Raw genomic sequence first — 17,046 nt, forward strand, 5'->3', positions numbered from 1 at the left:
ATACCCCAACATTGAAAAGTTAAATAATTGGTTGCGGAAATAGGATTTGAACCTATGACCTTCGGGTTATGAGCCCGACGAGCTACCGAACTGCTCTATTCCGCGATGCTTTCAAACAAAGCAAATATCTTTGTTGGAGTGGAATTATAGGTAAAAATGCTTCCTTTGTCAAGAAGAGTAGTAGTAAATTTTAAAAAAGGGTTTGAACTAAAATTAATTAACTTTTCTATATAATTGCAGCACTAAAATAAAAGAAGCATATATGACACCTACACAAAGAGTTTTAGAAGCAATCGATGAGATAAAAAAAGGTCGCATGGTCATCATGATTGATGATGAAGATAGAGAAAACGAAGGGGATTTGGTCTATGCATCAGCCTTTTCTACGCCTAAAAATGTTAATTTTATGGCGACACATGCAAGAGGGCTTATCTGCGTTGCAATAAGTAAAAAAATTGCTACAAGACTTGAGCTTAATCCCATGGTAAGCTCAAATACATCCTCGTACGAGACGGCATTTACGGTTTCAGTTGATGCAAAAAACGCACTAACCGGAATATCTGCATCAGAGAGAGATGATACCATAAAGATTTTGGCAAACCCTATTAGCCATGCGGATGAGTTGGTAAAACCGGGACATATATTTCCCCTTATAGCAAAAGAGGGCGGAACGCTTGTTCGAACTGGACATACAGAGGGTTCTGTTGATTTGTGTCGTCTGGCAGGACTTAGTGATTCAGCTGTAATTTGCGAGATTATCAAAGAAGACGGCACAATGGCTAGACGAGATGACTTGGATATTTTTGGTGAAAAGCATAATCTAAAAACAGTTTTTATATCCGATATTGTCGAGTACCGTCTTGCAAATGAGAGACTTGTAAATGAAGTAAGTGTCGAGGAAATAGAGTTTTTTGATACAAAAGTTAAGAAGTATATATTTGCAGATCATGACAAAATAGAACATACGGCGATTGTGTTTCACAATGTAACATCAATTGCTAACGTAAGGGTGCATAATGTTATACAAGATATAGAACTTCTTTTAAATCAGAAAAAATATAACAATCTTATAACCTCCATAGAGTATCTAAAGCAAAACAGCGGAGTTTTGATTTTTATAAATAAGCCTACGCATCATGACAATGCTACCATGAAAGAGTTTGGCATAGGGGCGCAGATACTTAAATCTTTGGGTATCTCAAAGATGAATCTTCTTACCTCCATAAAAGCAACCGAGTTTGTAGGACTAGGCGGTTTTGGACTTGAGATAAATGAGGTTATAGATATTTAACAAAATATCTAAACTTTTTTTAAAGCACTCTCTGCTTTTGCCTTTTTAGAGTGCTACAGAGATGTGCCTCATTATTATGCTAAATCATTTTTTCAGATATGTTTGTTATAATAAATAAAAATTTAATTGAAGATAGCATATGAGAGAGATATTTAGCAGAGTCGAAGATTCTGCGTTAATCAATATAGAAGTTGAAGTAGATGCAGAGGAGTATCAAGGTTCTTTTCCTTGGCTATTTTGCCTATTTTTAAAATCAAACGATAGAGACGGTGGGTGTTTTGAGGAGCTTTTAGAAATAAAAGAGTCTGTTATTATTTCATTAGAGCATCAAAAAAGAGCAAAGTATGTTGGTACTAGAATTAATGATGGCTGGCATGAGTTCTATTTTTATGCAAAAGATTCCAAAAACTTAGAAGTAACAGTTTCAAAAATATTAAAAGAGAGCGGCTATAAATATGAAAGCAGTGTGGTTAAGGATACAAAGTGGGATTTTTATGCTAAAAACCTTTTTCCGAGCGAACTTGAGTTTCATAATATAGAGAGCGACAACATAATATTTCTGCTTCAAGAGGAGGGGGATGAACTCTCCTGTGCTAGAAATGTGGAACACTATGCGTCATTTGATACGGCTACGCAAAAAGAGAGATTTGTAGAAAATGCTCTGACCTGCGGTTTTGAGTTTAAAGATGACATAAGTAGCGAAGAGTTTGAATGTGGCGTGGCTCTTATAAAATTTCACTCTGTTACAAACGAAGAGGTAAAGGGCATTGTAGAGAAACTTTATGAATTGATTAAAAAAGAGCACGGCTATTATGAGGGCTGGAGCACAACATTGGCGATAAAAGGCGAGTAGTTGCTTGTGAAAAAGACATTTTTTGCTACTACATGTAAAAGATACTTTATTACGACGTTTTGGGCATTTTTTGAGATTCTTTTTAAAGTAAGATATAGATTCAACTATATTGGCTTGGAAAATATACCTCAAGAGAGAGCTGTGATGCTCTTGGGCAATCATGTAAGCTGGATAGATTGGTTTGTTCTGCAACTGCCGATTGAGAGGCGTATTAACTATATGATAGATAAAGATATTTACAGGTGGAGGCTTTTTAATTGGGCTTTTAAGATGGCTGAGCTTATTCCGGTTTCAAAAAAAGCGTCAAAAGACGCGTTTAGTGAAACCTCAAAGAGATTAAAAAATGGTAGAATAGTAGCAATATTTCCCGAGGGTAAAATATCTAAAAGCTCTGAAATTGCAAAATTTTACAGAGGTTATGAGTACGTTGATAGAGGTAATGCAGTTATTGTACCGTTTTATATAGATGGTGTTTTTGGAAGTCTATTTGCGAGACATAAAGGTAATACAAGGAGATGTCTTTTAAAAAAGCGCGAAATTACGGTTCGTTTTGGGGAAGCGATTTCGCAAGAGATTAAGGCAGACGAACTAAGGCAGAGAGTTAAAAAACTAAAGTTATAATTAATCTGACGCTTTATGCGTCAACTTCAGTACCGTGCTGCTAACTTAGTCAATCATGTCGAGTTCCCTTGGCATGAATTAATTAAAAAGGATTTAAATTTGAGAACAACATTAATTATTGGTGCAGGTGGAGTTAGTCGTGTAGTTGTACATAAATGTGTACAAAATGCAGATGTTTTTGGTCGTATTGTATTAGCAAGTAGAACACTGCAGAGATGTCAGGATATAAAAGATGAACTTCCAAATGCTGATATAGAAATAGCAAGCGTAGATGCAGATAAAACAGAAGAAGTAATAAAACTCATAGAGTCATGCAAGCCAGATATCGTTATAAATGTTGCGCTTCCATATCAGGATTTAACAATTATGGATGCGTGTATTGCAACAAAAACTCCATATCTCGATACTGCAAATTATGAGCATCCAGATGAGGCTAAGTTTGAGTATAAACTTCAGTGGGCAAGAGATGAAAAGTTTAAGGAAGCTGGAATTATGGGGCTTTTAGGTAGTGGTTTTGACCCTGGAGCTACAAATGTATTTTGCGCTTATGCACAAAAACACTACTTTGATGAGATTCATACTATAGATATTTTAGATTGTAACGCAGGAGACCACGGGTACGCTTTTGCAACAAACTTCAATCCTGAAATCAACCTAAGAGAAGTCTCTTCAAAAGGGCGTTATTGGGAAAATGGAAAGTGGATAGAGACTGAGCCGATGGAGATTAAAATGGTTTGGGATTATCCTGAAGTTGGTAAAAAGGACTCCTATCTACTCTACCATGAAGAGATGGAATCGCTTGTAAAACATATCAAAGGTTTAAAGCGCATTAGATTTTTTATGACGTTTGGACAGAGCTATTTGACACATATGAAGTGTTTACAAAATGTCGGAATGCTTGGAATTGAGCCAGTTGAGCATAAGGGGATGAAGATAGTCCCTATGGAGTTTTTAAAAACTCTTCTTCCAGATCCCGCATCACTTGGCTCTCGCACAAAAGGCAAGACAAATATCGGCATCGTTGCTGAGGGAATAAAAGATGGTAAAAAGAAAAAAATCTACATCTATCAGGTGAAAGATCATGAGGATTGTTTTCGTGAGACAAACTCTCAGGGGGTATCTTACACGACCGGCGTACCGGCTATGATAGGTGCAAAACTTATGCTAAAGGGTATCTGGAGCGGAGTCGGAGTCTTTAATATGGAGCAGATGGACCCAGATCCGTTTATGGATGAGATGAATACTCAAGGGTTGCCTTGGCAGATAAAAGAACTAGAAGCGTAAAAAGATGGATACTTTAAAAAATATCACTACACCTTACTACATGTGTGATGAATCTTTGCTACGTGCAAATCTTGAGATTTTAAATCGTGTTCAAATCCAAAGTGGAGCTAAGATTATTTTAGCGCTTAAAGGTTTTGCCATGTGGAGTACATTTCCTTTGGTGAAACAGTATCTAAAAGGGTGTACCGCAAGCGGACTGCATGAGGCACTTTTAGCAAGAGAGGAGTTTGCCAAAGCCGATGAAAATCTTGAAGTCCACACCTACTCGCCTGCATACAAAGAAGAAGATATTGAAGATATAGCTCGCATCTCTGATCATATAGTATTTAATTCACCAGAGCAACTCTTCAAGTATCAAAAGAGAGTAAAAGAGATAGACCCAGCTATAAGCCTCTCTTTGCGAATAAACCCTGAACAATCATCTTCCCCGAAGGATATATATAATCCTTGTGGGCTATACAGCCGTCTTGGCACAACACTTGCAAATTTTGACGAAAGAGTCTTGGATTATATTGAGGGACTCAATTTTCATGCACTGTGCGAACAGGATGTTGATGCGTTAGAGGATGTTTTAGCGGCGTTTGAAGCTAAATTTTCAAAATATTTTAAAGGTTTAAAGTACATTAATTTTGGCGGCGGACATCATATAACCAAAAAAGGTTATGATGTTGATAAGCTGATTCGTATCATAAATGAGTTCAGAGCAAAATATGATGTTGATGTCTATTTGGAGCCGGGGGAAGCTGTGGGTTGGCAGACAGGAGTGCTTGTTAGCACTGTTTTAGATATTGTTCATAACGGTATGGATATAGCGATTTTGGACACCTCTGCAGAAGCTCATATGCCCGATACGCTGGCTATGCCATATCGTGCAATGGTTAGGGGCAGCTCTGAAGTGGGAGAGAAGAAGCATACTTATCGTTTTGGCGGTAATACATGCTTAGCAGGTGATATCATGGGAGATTACTCTTTTGATGAGCCTCTGCAAGTAGGCGATAAAGTTATATTTGAAGATCAAATTCACTACACCTTTGTCAAAAACACCACATTCAACGGTATAAAGCTACCATCATTGGTTATACTAAGAGAGGATAAAACTCTGGAATTAATCAAAGAGTTTGGATATCAAGATTATAAAAACAGATTGTCTTAAAAGGAGATTGAGATGCAAGAAGATAAACAGAGATGGAATGAGAGATATTTGGACAATCCAATGCCGCAGAATGTTTCTCCTCTACTAGAGAAATATATTGCGCATGCAAAAGTTGGTCAAGCCGCAGATATAGCTTGTGGAACAGGAAGAAATACACACTATCTGGCAGATATGGGATTTTTAGTTGATGCGATAGATATATCAGATTATGCTTTAGAGCGTGTGAAAAAGAGTTCTACTATTAAAAAGATAGACACAGATTTAGACAAATACAATTTAACTCCAAACAAGTATGATTTGATTGTAAATATTAATTATTTAAATCGCCGTTTAGTCTCTCAGATGAAAGAGGCTCTTCGCAGTGGAGGAGTTTTAGTTTTTGAGACGTTTATAGTTGCTCACGGAGATTTTAATCTTCCTACAACTAATCTTGATTATCTGTTGCGTAAAAATGAGCTTTTGCACTCTTTTATTGGGCTTGATGTAATTTATTATGAAGAGAAAATAGATATAAATTTAAAAGGCGAAAAGATTAAGGTTGCATCTTTGGTGGCTAAAAAAGCGTAATGCTTTTTTAGCTTTTAAATTCGTTAATACGAGAGTCTAGTGAATGAGCCACTTCAAGCAGACTTTTAGAGTCATTTTCAATACTCATAACACTCTTTTTGTTTGAAGATGAGTGAGCATCTATTTGAGCAATTTGTTTTATAATCTCATCGGTATGATTTACGATTGTTTGTGAATCTTCAACCGATTTAATGGCAACCTCTACAGAGTGCTGCATCTCAAGCGAGGTGTCATTGACTTTTTGCTCAACATCTTTTGAGATAGTTGTCAGCCTCTGCATGCCTTTTGCATTTTCGTTCATTTTGTCGCTTACATCATTTATAGATTGAACAATAGTGCTAACACTTATTTCTATCTCTGTAAGTGATTTTTGTGTGCGCTCTGCTAGTTTTCTTACTTCATCTGCTACAACAGCAAAGCCACGTCCATGTTCCCCTGCACGCGCTGCTTCTATAGCAGCATTAAGAGCCAGAAGATTGGTCTGTTCTGCGATGTCTTTTATAACAACTAGTACGCTCTTTACTTGGTCTGCATCTTGTTTTAGGTGCGTTAATTGGTCTGATAAATCATGCTCTATCTCAATAAATACTTCAACTTCATTTACCAATCTACCTAATGCTTCTTTTGATGAGTCAAGATTTGCATTAGCCTGTGAAACTCTTTGCTGTGTCTCTTTTGCTATCTCAATAGAGTGATCAAGAATCTCTTTGATAGATTTGCTCTTATCAATAGTTTGAGATACTATGATGCTCTCCTCTTCAATACTTTTGTTAATAGAAAATGATTCGTTTGTGATTGTATTAGCAATTGATACATTTTTACTTCCGAGAGATTTTACGTCTTTTATCGTGTTTTGTATTGAACTTACAAAGTCATTTACTGCATATGCAGAGTTTGCAAACTCATCTTCTCGTAAAACTTCAATGCGTTTTGTTAAATCTTTGTCACCATCAACAAGCGCTCTAATACGCAAGCCTAGTTCATCCAGAGGAACGATAATCTCTCTCGAAAAGAAAACACTGATAATAACAGTAAAAGCTATAAAGACAATAATAAGAGTGATTAGTAAAATCATTTTTGTATTGTTAATATCTTCATCATTTGAATCCAAAGAGACAACAAGGTCCATAACACCAAGTATGTCTCCCTCCTTTACATTGTAGTGACATGCCATACAGCTTTCTTCTGCTATCATTGGGTTGAGAAGCTGTATTGTGTGGTGATTATTTTCATTTTTTTCAATTGTTTTAGGCTCTTTGCTTGCAAAAACTTCTCTAATGGTTGGATTGTTAGTAAAAGTTTCGCCCTCTCTTTTGTACACCTCTAAAACAAGTTCCGATTTTGAAACTTCTAACGACTCTATGCCATGGATGCTGCTTGCTTTATCAATTGTCTTTTTGACGATTTCAGGATCGCCGGCTAACATGCCTTGTGTTACTGTTTGAAAGATTGATTGACTCAGCATTTCAAGAGAGTGCTTTGCTGTTTTATTTGAAAAATCATTAAATGTATAAGAAATATAACTATACATAGCACCAACCGCAAGCGCACCAAAAAATAAAATTGTGATAATAATTCTAGACTTGACTGTTTTTAACATTTGTCCATCCATCTATTGTAAATTTTGTAATAATTTTATCTGAACAAACTTTTGATTAAGCTTTAAAGCCCCTCTAAAAGTAGATACCAAAGCCTATCTATCTCCCGGTCACTAAGAAATAGCGTTGATTTGTTTTCAAACAACTCTTCAAATGAATCTTTTTTTATGCCAAATGTATGGGTGCAGCTTTTATGTGTAGGTAAAAAAGCACGAATAAGTGAGATTTCATCTCCAATTATCGGTGCGGCACATAAAAAACACACCGACTCTTTATGCAGTCTTCCCTCATGTTCAAGGAGTTTTATATATGACTCTACTGCTACTCTTTTTGGGTTTTGTATATTCCAATTTTTTGATGCGCTCTCTAAGAGCTCAAAATAGAACTCATCAAGCTCCTCGGCATCTTTTAAATGTTTATAGAAAAGTGCACAAAAATCTTGCCACACTCGTAAGAGTTTATAATCATTTATCCACTTAAACCCTATATGTATAACATCTTTAAGTCTATGGATTGTTGATTTTGAGGAACCATCTTTTTCATAATCAATTTTAAATCCAAGATTGATAACTCCATGTCTTGCACCATAAAATCTGTAAAGAGTATCTAAGTTCTCTCTTGATAAGATAGTGACTATTAAATCTTCATCTTTAACTTTGTTAAGATTTAGAATAAATCCTTGCATTAACCGCTTCTTTTATACACATATTTTATTTTCATTAAAAAAATAATAGTGATATTATATTTTCTTAAACCTTTAAGATGTATAATGCATCTCTTGTCTCTAAATAGAACAAGTTTGTTTAAAAAGAGATTAAATTCATAAAATTTTATAAAGAATTATAAAATTCAGGAGTTAACATGGTTGAACATTATGATTTATTAAGATCATTTAAAGATAATTGCGGTTTTGGGCTTGTCGCAAATATAAAAAACATAGCATCACATAAAGTTTTAAATGATGCGGTAACTGCACTAGAGAGAATGATGCATCGCGGCGCGGTAGCAGCTGATGGAAAAACAGGAGATGGAAGTGGGCTACTTTTTTCTCTTCCTGAAGAGTTTCTTCGTAAAGAGGCTAAGAAAAATGGAATTGAGTTGCCAAAACAGTTTGCCGTAGCTTCTGTTTTTACAAAAGATTTAAAGAACTTAGATATATTAGAGGATATTTGTGAGGCGAATGATTTAAAGGTTATTTTTCATAGAGATGTTCCTTTAAACAGAGATGCACTCGGTGAGCAAGCACTTGCAACATTACCAATAATTGTCCAACTATTTATAACTCCAAACTCTATTATGGCATCAAACAGATTTGAAGCACTTCTGTATCTCTCACGTAAACAGAGCGAACACAAGCTCGTTGATGATAAAGATTTTTATATAGCTTCTATGAGCTCAAAAGTTCTTTCATATAAAGGGCTTGTAATGCCTACTCATATAAAAGAGTTTTATAAAGATTTGCAGGATGAGAGTTTTAAAATATCTTTTTCACTCTTTCATCAGAGATTTTCAACTAATACTCTCCCACAATGGAAACTTGCACAACCGTTTCGCACAGTTGCGCACAATGGCGAGATTAACTCAGTAGAGGGGAATCGTTTTAACGTTGAGATAAAGTCTGAATCTATTAAAAGTGAAGTTTTTACCGATGAAGAGATTCAAAGAATATTACCTATTTTACAGTCAAGATCTTCAGACAGCGCTTCTGCGGATAACTTTTTTGAGTTTTTGCTTGTAAATGGTATGGATTTTTTTAAAGCGGTTCGTGCCGTAATCCCTGCAGCTTGGCAAAATGCTCCGCACATGGATCCTGAACTTCGTGCATTTTATGAGTTTCAATCAACCGTATTTGAAGCATGGGATGGTCCTGCCGCGTTTTGTGTTACTGATGGTAGATATGTAGGTTGTGTGTTGGATAGAAATGGACTTCGTCCGTCAAAATATATTATTACAAAAGATGACACTCTTCTTATTGCAAGCGAGTACGGCGTAGTTGATATCGATGAAAAAGATATCAAAGAGAGAGGTCGTCTTCAATCCGGAGAGATGATAGGACTTGATCTTAAATTTGGAAAAATCTTTAAAAACAGCGAGATAAACGACTACCTCAAAAGCTCAAATCCATACATGAAGTGGCTAAATGAGCATATGATTTATCTTCAAGAGCATGTTGTAGATCAATATATGTCAGACTCACAATATACAAAAGAGGAACTAATTACCAGACAAAGATACTTCAATATTACTCATGAAGTTATAGAGCAGGTTATAGAACCTATGATTTTAGAGGGCAAAGAGGCAGTTGGATCTATGGGAGACGATACGCCGCTAGCAGCTTTTTCAAATAAACAAAGAGCCTTTAGTGACTTTTTTAAACAGAAGTTCGCTCAAGTTACAAATCCCCCTATTGACCCAATTAGAGAAAAAGTGGTTATGAGTTTAAACACCGGTTTTGGCGAGATTCATAATATACTTGATGAAGTTCCGTTTCATGCGCACCGTCTCAAATCTATCTCTCCAATTATCACAAGCGAGAAGTTAACTATTTTAAAATCATTCGGGGATAAAAAATCGCCTAGTTATCAGGACTTTTATCGCAGCAAAACATTCTCTACAGCGTATGAGAAAGATTTGAAAAAATCACTCAATACTTTAGTTGAAAACGTTGTTAACTCCGTAAAAAATGAGAGTACGAGAATCATTATACTTGATGATGACGAGTTTAGCAAAAAAAATAAGATAATTCCAATGGCTATGGCTATCGGACGTTTAAATATCGCTCTCTTAAATGCAAAAATACGTCATCTAACATCTATGGTTGCAGTAAGTGGCGAGGTTTATGACTCTCACAGTGCGGCGGTTCTTATAGCCTACGGCGCAAATGCGTTGCACCCTAGGCTGTTGGCAGAGACTGTTATTGCGCATACAAAGAGATCTAACGCGATTACGGAGGAGTGCAGTGTTGCGCTGAAAGCTGTTCATGGCTCCTTAAATGCGGGCATACTTAAAATAATGTCTAAGATGGGAATTTCAACTATCGCATCATATAGAAATGCAGGTCTTTTTGATGTAATGGGTCTTAGCCGTGAGATAGTAAGTGAGTGTTTTGCCGCTTCAAATTCTGCACTCAACGGACTTGAGTACAGCGATATAGATGAGAGGCTTACAAAGTATCATGTAGAAGCTTTTGAGGAGAGTGGATTTAACAGAATATTCCCGCTGAATATCGGCGGATATTATAAGTTTTATAATGAGCAAGAGTATCATGATTTCGGTCCGGCTGTTATCCATGCTATCCATGCAACTGCGCAGAGTGGAAGCAAAAAAGATTATGAAAAGTTAAGAGATTTAATAAATAAAAGAGGATTAAAGTTTATACGTGATTTCTTTGAGATAAAGTCTGATAGAAAACCGATTGATATCTCTGAGGTTGAACCAAAAGAGGTTATTTTTAAAAGATTTGCTTCTGCTGCTATGAGTTTAGGTTCAATCTCGCCGGAAGCTCATGAGACGATTGCTATAGCCATGAACAGAATCGGAGCACAATCAAATTGCGGAGAGGGCGGGGAAGATTCTGAGCGTTTTGGTACTGAGAGAAATTCTAAAATTAAGCAGGTTGCATCAGGACGTTTTGGAGTAACTCCGGCATATCTTAGAAGTGCCGAAGAGATACAGATAAAAGTCGCACAAGGGGCAAAACCGGGTGAGGGAGGACAGCTTCCCGGACATAAGGTTACAGCACTTATCGCAAAGCTTCGTCATACGGTTGCGGGTGTCACGCTTATCTCGCCTCCGCCTCATCATGATATTTACTCTATTGAGGATTTGGCACAGCTTATTTTTGATGTTAAGCAGGTAAATCCAAAAGCTAGAGTTGCGGTAAAACTAGTCTCAACCATAGGTGTTGGAACTATTGCAGCAGGCGTTGCAAAAGCTTATGCCGATAAAATTATTATCTCAGGTGGAGACGGCGGAACAGGTGCCGCGCCGCTTACTTCTATAAAATTTGCAGGAAATCCTTGGGAGATTGGGCTTAGTGAAGCTCATAATGCTTTAAAAGCAAACAATCTTAGAGGAGTTGTAGAACTTCAAACAGATGGAGGTCTAAAATCCGGTTTAGATGTTATCAAAGCTGCACTTCTTGGTGCTGAGAGTTATGGTTTTGGAACTGGGGTTTTAACAATCGTAGGTTGTAAAATGCTTAGAATCTGTCATGTCAATAAGTGTTCAGTCGGTATTGCAACGCAAAATGAAAAGCTCCGTCAAGATTTCTTTAAGGGACATGTTGAGCAACTTATAAACTACTTTACTCTCTTAGCTGAGGACATTCGCCAAATTATGGCTTCTTTAGGATTTAAAACTATGCAGGAGATGATAGGCAGAAGTGACTTATTAAAGGTTGTAGATGATGATTTTGCTAAGAAATTTGACTTTAGTGCAATTTTGCATCAAGAAGATGGCGTAAATATTCATCAGCAAAAATTCAACCACCCTTTTGATGATAACAGTTTTGAAAAAGATGTACTTAAAGAGGCTATGAGCGCTATTAAGCATCCTGAGCATCCGGTTAGAATCAGCAGGAATATTACAAATGTAAATAGAAGTTTTGGAGCGCTAATTAGCGGTGAAATAGCGGAGTATTACGGGGATAAAGGGTTACGCTCAGATACAATTAGAATCAATCTAACAGGTATCTCGGGGCAGGCTCTGGGTGCATTTTTAATTCATGGGATGTCAATCTATCTAAAAGGTGTGGCAAATGATTATATAGGCAAAGGGATGCATGGAGGTAAAATAGTAGTTACCTCTAAAAATAGCGGTGAAGAGTTTGCTGCAGGAGGAAATACATGTCTTTACGGAGCAACAGGCGGAAAGCTTTATGTTGCAGGAAGTGTGGGCGAGAGATTTGCTGTTCGTAACTCCGGAGCACTTGCGATAGTCGAGGGAACAGGCGATAATGCCTGCGAATATATGACAGGTGGGGTTGTGGTTATTTTAGGGCGCACCGGAATAAACTTTGGCGCAGGAATGACGGGTGGAATCAGCTTTGTTTATGATGCTGAGCACAGATTTGTCGAAAATGCAAACCGAGAGCTTGTAGAGCTTGTGAGAATCGATACAGATGAGACTGATGAAGCTAGACATTATCTAAAAAAACTTCTTAAAGATTATGTTGTTGAGACTGAGAGTAAAAAGGCAAAAGAGCTACTTGATAATTTTAGAGTAGAGGTTAGAAACTTCTGGCTTGTAAAACCTAAAAATCTAACTAAATTGCCTATGAATTTAGAGATTGGAGATTAATCATGAGAGAGTATTTAACAATTAAAAGAGTAGAAGCTAAAAAAAGATTAGTCGTAGAGAGAACAAAAGATTTTGGCGAAATTTATGAGGTTTTTGACAGTAATGAAGCAGCAACTCAAAGTGAAAGATGTATTCAGTGCGGGGACCCGTTTTGTTTAAATAAATGCCCACTTCATAACTATGTTCCGCAGTGGCTAAAAGCAGTAAGCGAAAAGGATTTGGAGTTTGCTTTTAAACTTTCAAATGAGCCTTCTCCTTTTCCTGAAGTTATGGGAAGAATTTGCCCTCATGAGAGACTTTGTGAGGGAGATTGCACGCTAAATGATGGGCATGGAGCAATAACAATCGGATCTGTTGAGACTTTTATCACAGAAGAGGGGTTTAAGGCTGGGTACAAACCTGACTTTCCGGGAATTACAACTGATAAAAAAGTTGCAATAATTGGAAGTGGACCTGCGGGACTATCTTGTGCCACATATCTTCTTCGCTCAGGCATTGCCGTGACTATGTATGAGAGAAGTGACAGAGCCGGCGGACTTATGACTTATGGGATTCCAAGTTTTAAACTTGAGAAAAAAATCATAGAGCGTCGCATAAAATTTCTTCTTGAAGCAGGCATGGAGCTTGTACTAAATTGTGAAGTTGGTCGTGATATAGATTTTGAAGAGATTGCAGACAAACATGATGCGATGTTTATAGGTATTGGTGCAACAAAAGCAAAAAAAGCTTCTATCAACGGAGAACAGGCACCAAATGTTTATAAAGCTATTGATTATCTCACGGCAATTCAGAAAAAAAATTTTAAGCTTTCTTACGATAAAAAGTTTGATTTTAAAGATAAAAATATAGTTGTAATAGGCGGCGGAGATACCGCTATGGATTGTTTGAGAACTGCTAAAAGAGAGGGTGCAAAGAGTGTTGTATGTTTATATAGACGCGATGCATATAATATGCCAGGAAGTCAAAAAGAGTATAAAAATGCTATGGAAGAGGGTGTTGATTTTACATTTTTTGTTGCACCAAAAGAGATTATACTAAATGACAAAGGGAGTGCGGTTGCAGTGGAAGTGATTAAAACTACTCTAGGCGCAAAAGATGAGAGCGGGCGACAAAAGATGGAGGAGATAAGAGGGAGCGAATTTAAGGTAAATTCCGACGTAGTAGTTATGTCGCTAGGGTTTGACCCTGAAGTCCCTTCATTTTTAGCAGAAAACGGCATAAGCACAAATAACTGGGGTGGAATTATTATTAATGAAGATACGCATGAGACAACCACGGCAGGAATCTATGCAGGAGGCGACTGTTATAGAGGTGCAGATTTGGTTGTAACTGCAGCTTATGATGGACGAGAAGCAGCAAGAAGTATGGTAAAAGTATTGCTGAAAAAATAGTGTTACTTTTCTACATATATTTGCTTTGGAGGTAGAAAAATTTGCTCTGATTTGTAACAAAAAGGAGCATTTATTTTTTCTTAAAATTATAAAAATAAAGTATAAATTCGATATAATTTTCGCCATTATATAGATAAAGGATAATTTTTGAATTTACTTAGCATTTTTTCTAGAAATAAAAGTACAAAAGAACCGGTTAAAAGTGAAGCTCCTGCGCACTGGGTAAAGTGTAAATCGTGCCAATCTCTTATGTACTATAAAGAGGTTGAAAACCAAAAACATGTCTGCCCTAAATGTGGATATCACATAAGAATAGGCGTTAAAGAGAGAATTGAACTTTTAGCAGATGAGGGAACATTTCTAGAGTATGATGCTAATTTAAGACCGATTGATCCTTTAAAATTTACAGATAAAATATCGTACAAACAAAGACTCAAAGATGCAGAGGCTAAAACAGGCAAAACTTCGTCTGTTGTAAGCGGTGAGTGCGAGATGAACGGAGTTCCTGTACAGCTTGTAATCTTTGATTTTGCTTTTATGGGTGGCTCTTTAGGCTCTGTTGAGGGGGAAAAAATTGTTCGTGCGGTAAATCGTGCAATACAAAAGAGACAAGGCTTGATAATCTTAAGCGCCAGCGGCGGAGCGAGAATGCAAGAGAGTACATTTGCTCTTCTTCAGATGAGTAAAACATCAGCAGCTTTGGCAAAACTAGCAAGTCATAACCTTTTGTATATTTCGGTACTCACTGATCCTACAATGGGTGGAGTAAGTGCTTCCTTTGCAACATTAGGCGATATAATTATTGCCGAACCGGGTGCTTTAGTCGGTTTTGCAGGGCAGAGAGTAATTGAGCAGACAATCGGTTCTGCTCTTCCTGATGGGTTTCAGCGAGCAGAATTTTTGCTAGAAAAAGGCTCAATAGATATGGTTGTAAATAGAAACAATCTTAAAAAAACACTCTCAGACCTTCTAACACTTCTAAAAGTTGCATAATGCGACTTTATGCGTTATGTGACCAAAATCTTTTAGATAGCAGAGCTATTTTGCTAGAAGATTATATACGTATCGCTAAAGAGCAAAATGCAGAGATAATCCAATACCGTAATAAAAATGCAGATATTGCATTTATAAAACAGCAGCTTATAAAAATTAGAAAAATTTATGACGGTTTTTTAATTGTCAATGATGCATACGAGCTTATAGATTTTTGTGACGGGGTGCATGTGGGACAAGAGGATTTACGAACAATCGATAAAGATCCACTCAAAGCTGCAAAAATCTTAAGAAGCATCGTTAAAAAAGATAAAATTTTGGGCATCTCTACGCATACAAAAGAGGAAGTTTTGCAAGCCAATGAAATGGATTTAAACTATATCGGCTTAGGTGCATACAGAGATACAAATACAAAAGAAGATGTAACAACGATTCTTGGAGATAGATTAGATGAGATTGCTTCACTCTCTAAGCATTATGTTGCGGCAATTGGCGGGGTAAAAAAGAGCGACAATTTTTCACATGTAACTTATTATGTAATTGGAAGCGGGCTTTTGTCGTGAATATAGAGATAATTTCTATTGCCAAAAAAGAGCGTTCAACTTATGACCCTCTTTATAAAGAACTTACAAAGATGATTTCTCGTTTTGCAAAAGTAGAAGATATTGAACTTTTTAGCAAAGATGTAACAAAAGCGCACACTATATCATCAGAAGCCTCAAAACAGGCTTATTCAAAACTTTTAGAACCATATATCTCAAAGGGTTTTAACATATTATTACATCCAGATGGAAAAATTGTTGATAGTTATGAATTTAGTAAGCTATTAGATGGTAAAATTGCGGTTAAATTTTTCATAGGAGGAGCTTACGGCTTTGAGGATGAATTTTTAAAAAAAGGTGATGTTGCTATAAGTTTGGGAAATATAACGATGAGTCATAAAATTGCAAAGGCTGTTTTGCTTGAGCAGATTTATAGGGGATTTTCAATTTTAAGCAACCATCCATATCACAAATAAGGAAAGTCAGTGCAGGATAGCGAGTTAAAATATTTTAAAGAGATTTTAGAGAGTAGAAAAGAGCAGATAATTAGAAATATTAAAGGTGTTAACGACGAACTAGATCAGTTAAGTTTACTTGAGCTAAATGATGAAGGTGACCATGCATCAGTAGATAACAATTCAATGGTAGAGAGCGCAATAATAAGACAGCAGGAAAAAGAGCTAAGAGAGATTGACGTAACATTGGGAAAAATTGCAGCACGCGATTATGGAATATGTGAAATGTGTGAAGACCTTATCGGTTTTCAAAGATTAAAAGTTAAGCCTCATGCGATATACTGTATTGATTGTAGAGAGATTGTGGAAAAATCTAAAATATAAGGAGTAGGGTATGCATATAAAAAAATACACAATAGCAGCATTAATATTAATTGTTCTAATTGGATGGTATGTTTATGCGTTTATAACTCAAGAGAGTATGAGCTTTGAGTTTTTCGGCACAATAATGCCATCATTTTCTATAGCACTTTGGGTAGTAATACCTATGATAATATTATATGTTGCTAGCGTTATTCATATGCTTTTTTATTCGTTTTTGAGTAATTTAAAAAGACGCAAATATGAAAAAGATTATGAAAAAATTGTTGATGCAATTATAGATGCTTATCTTGGGAAGAAAGAGCGTCTTAACTCATTTAAAACTGATAGATACAAGCTTTTAGGCTCTATAATTGATAACGCTACGATTTTTCCAATTGGAGAGTTTAATACTGATATCAAGAACAAAAAACTAAGTGAAGTTCTTACGCTTATAAACTCAATAAGAAATGGTCAAGCAGTAGAGTTAAAAAAATACTCTCTCTTGCCATCTAATGAGCTAGTAATTCAAAATGAGAGAAATAGATATAAAAAGGGTGATATTAGCGCTGAAAATATTTTGAGTGAGAAGAATAGGTATGATATTAGTTTACGTAAAGAAGTTTATGTTGATTTT

The 17,046-nt window shown here is 36.3% G+C and carries 14 protein-coding genes, 1 tRNA gene and 1 pseudogene; 13 read left to right on the forward strand and 3 right to left on the reverse strand.

Features of this window, described 5'->3' with window-relative positions; genetic code table 11:
* Nucleotides 1-28 precede the first annotated feature (28 nt).
* Nucleotides 29-105 (reverse strand) — tRNA-Met (locus M0Q17_RS07180).
* Nucleotides 106-262: 157 nt separating this feature from the next.
* Between M0Q17_RS07180 and M0Q17_RS07185 the strand changes: the two genes are divergently transcribed.
* The 6 genes from M0Q17_RS07185 to M0Q17_RS07210 all read left to right on the forward strand — a co-directional run bounded on the left by M0Q17_RS07185 (nucleotide 263) and on the right by M0Q17_RS07210 (nucleotide 5,769).
* Nucleotides 263-1,291 (forward strand): bifunctional 3,4-dihydroxy-2-butanone 4-phosphate synthase/GTP cyclohydrolase II, encoded by a 1,029-nt coding sequence (locus tag M0Q17_RS07185; RefSeq protein WP_295085211.1) that lies wholly within the window; start codon nucleotides 263-265, stop codon nucleotides 1,289-1,291.
* A 139-nt stretch (nucleotides 1,292-1,430) separates the two neighbouring features.
* Nucleotides 1,431-2,144: a DUF695 domain-containing protein gene (locus M0Q17_RS07190; protein WP_295085213.1), complete on the forward strand. Its 714-nt coding sequence runs from the start codon at nucleotides 1,431-1,433 to the stop codon at nucleotides 2,142-2,144.
* Between the two features lie 6 nt (nucleotides 2,145-2,150).
* Nucleotides 2,151-2,765: a 1-acyl-sn-glycerol-3-phosphate acyltransferase gene (locus tag M0Q17_RS07195; RefSeq protein WP_295085215.1), complete on the forward strand. Its 615-nt coding sequence runs from the start codon at nucleotides 2,151-2,153 to the stop codon at nucleotides 2,763-2,765.
* A 99-nt stretch (nucleotides 2,766-2,864) separates the two neighbouring features.
* Nucleotides 2,865-4,049, forward strand: a complete 1,185-nt coding sequence (locus M0Q17_RS07200) for a saccharopine dehydrogenase family protein (RefSeq protein WP_295085217.1) — start codon at nucleotides 2,865-2,867, stop codon at nucleotides 4,047-4,049.
* 4 nt (nucleotides 4,050-4,053) lie between these two features.
* Nucleotides 4,054-5,202: a carboxynorspermidine decarboxylase gene (nspC, locus tag M0Q17_RS07205; RefSeq protein ID WP_295085219.1), complete on the forward strand. Its 1,149-nt coding sequence runs from the start codon at nucleotides 4,054-4,056 to the stop codon at nucleotides 5,200-5,202.
* Between the two features lie 12 nt (nucleotides 5,203-5,214).
* Complete coding sequence (locus M0Q17_RS07210) at nucleotides 5,215-5,769, forward strand: class I SAM-dependent methyltransferase (RefSeq protein WP_295085222.1); 555 nt, start codon at nucleotides 5,215-5,217, stop codon at nucleotides 5,767-5,769.
* A 7-nt stretch (nucleotides 5,770-5,776) separates the two neighbouring features.
* Here M0Q17_RS07210 and M0Q17_RS07215 read toward each other — a convergent pair whose 3' ends face one another.
* Together M0Q17_RS07215 and recO are read right to left on the reverse strand one after the other, a co-directional pair.
* The gene (locus M0Q17_RS07215) at nucleotides 5,777-7,369 is read right to left on the reverse strand and encodes a methyl-accepting chemotaxis protein (RefSeq protein ID WP_295085224.1); all 1,593 of its coding nucleotides are present in this window, start codon (nucleotides 7,367-7,369) and stop codon (nucleotides 5,777-5,779) included.
* 62 nt (nucleotides 7,370-7,431) lie between these two features.
* Nucleotides 7,432-8,052 (reverse strand): recombination protein RecO, encoded by a 621-nt coding sequence (gene recO / locus M0Q17_RS07220; protein WP_295085227.1) that lies wholly within the window; start codon nucleotides 8,050-8,052, stop codon nucleotides 7,432-7,434.
* A gap of 176 nt (nucleotides 8,053-8,228) precedes the next feature.
* Here recO and gltB point away from each other — a divergent pair, with 176 nt between their 5' ends.
* The 7 genes and pseudogenes from gltB to M0Q17_RS07255 form a co-directional block, all read left to right on the forward strand.
* On the forward strand, nucleotides 8,229-12,668 hold the full coding sequence (gene gltB / locus M0Q17_RS07225) for a glutamate synthase large subunit (protein ID WP_295085230.1): 4,440 nt from the start codon (nucleotides 8,229-8,231) through the stop codon (nucleotides 12,666-12,668).
* A gap of 2 nt (nucleotides 12,669-12,670) precedes the next feature.
* The gene (locus tag M0Q17_RS07230; protein WP_295085233.1) at nucleotides 12,671-14,059 is read left to right on the forward strand and encodes a glutamate synthase subunit beta; all 1,389 of its coding nucleotides are present in this window, start codon (nucleotides 12,671-12,673) and stop codon (nucleotides 14,057-14,059) included.
* A gap of 147 nt (nucleotides 14,060-14,206) precedes the next feature.
* On the forward strand, nucleotides 14,207-15,052 hold the full coding sequence (accD, locus tag M0Q17_RS07235) for an acetyl-CoA carboxylase, carboxyltransferase subunit beta (protein WP_295085237.1): 846 nt from the start codon (nucleotides 14,207-14,209) through the stop codon (nucleotides 15,050-15,052).
* Nucleotides 15,052-15,615 carry a thiamine phosphate synthase gene (locus M0Q17_RS07240; RefSeq protein ID WP_295085239.1) on the forward strand — a complete coding sequence of 188 codons (564 nt, stop codon included), beginning with the start codon at nucleotides 15,052-15,054 and terminating at the stop codon, nucleotides 15,613-15,615. Before accD ends, M0Q17_RS07240 begins: the two co-directional genes overlap by 1 nt.
* Entirely contained in the window at nucleotides 15,612-16,070 is a 459-nt protein-coding gene (locus tag M0Q17_RS07245) for a 23S rRNA (pseudouridine(1915)-N(3))-methyltransferase RlmH (RefSeq protein WP_295085242.1), read from the forward strand. The genes M0Q17_RS07240 and M0Q17_RS07245 overlap by 4 nt, the downstream gene beginning before the upstream one ends.
* A gap of 9 nt (nucleotides 16,071-16,079) precedes the next feature.
* Entirely contained in the window at nucleotides 16,080-16,433 is a 354-nt protein-coding gene (gene dksA / locus M0Q17_RS07250; RefSeq protein ID WP_295085245.1) for an RNA polymerase-binding protein DksA, read from the forward strand.
* 10 nt (nucleotides 16,434-16,443) lie between these two features.
* Nucleotides 16,444-17,046 (forward strand): annotated as a pseudogene (locus M0Q17_RS07255) (hypothetical protein); the annotation flags it as partial.

The sequence above is a fragment of the Sulfurimonas sp. genome (genome assembly GCF_023229105.1).
Lineage (GTDB): Bacteria > Campylobacterota > Campylobacteria > Campylobacterales > Sulfurimonadaceae > Sulfurimonas.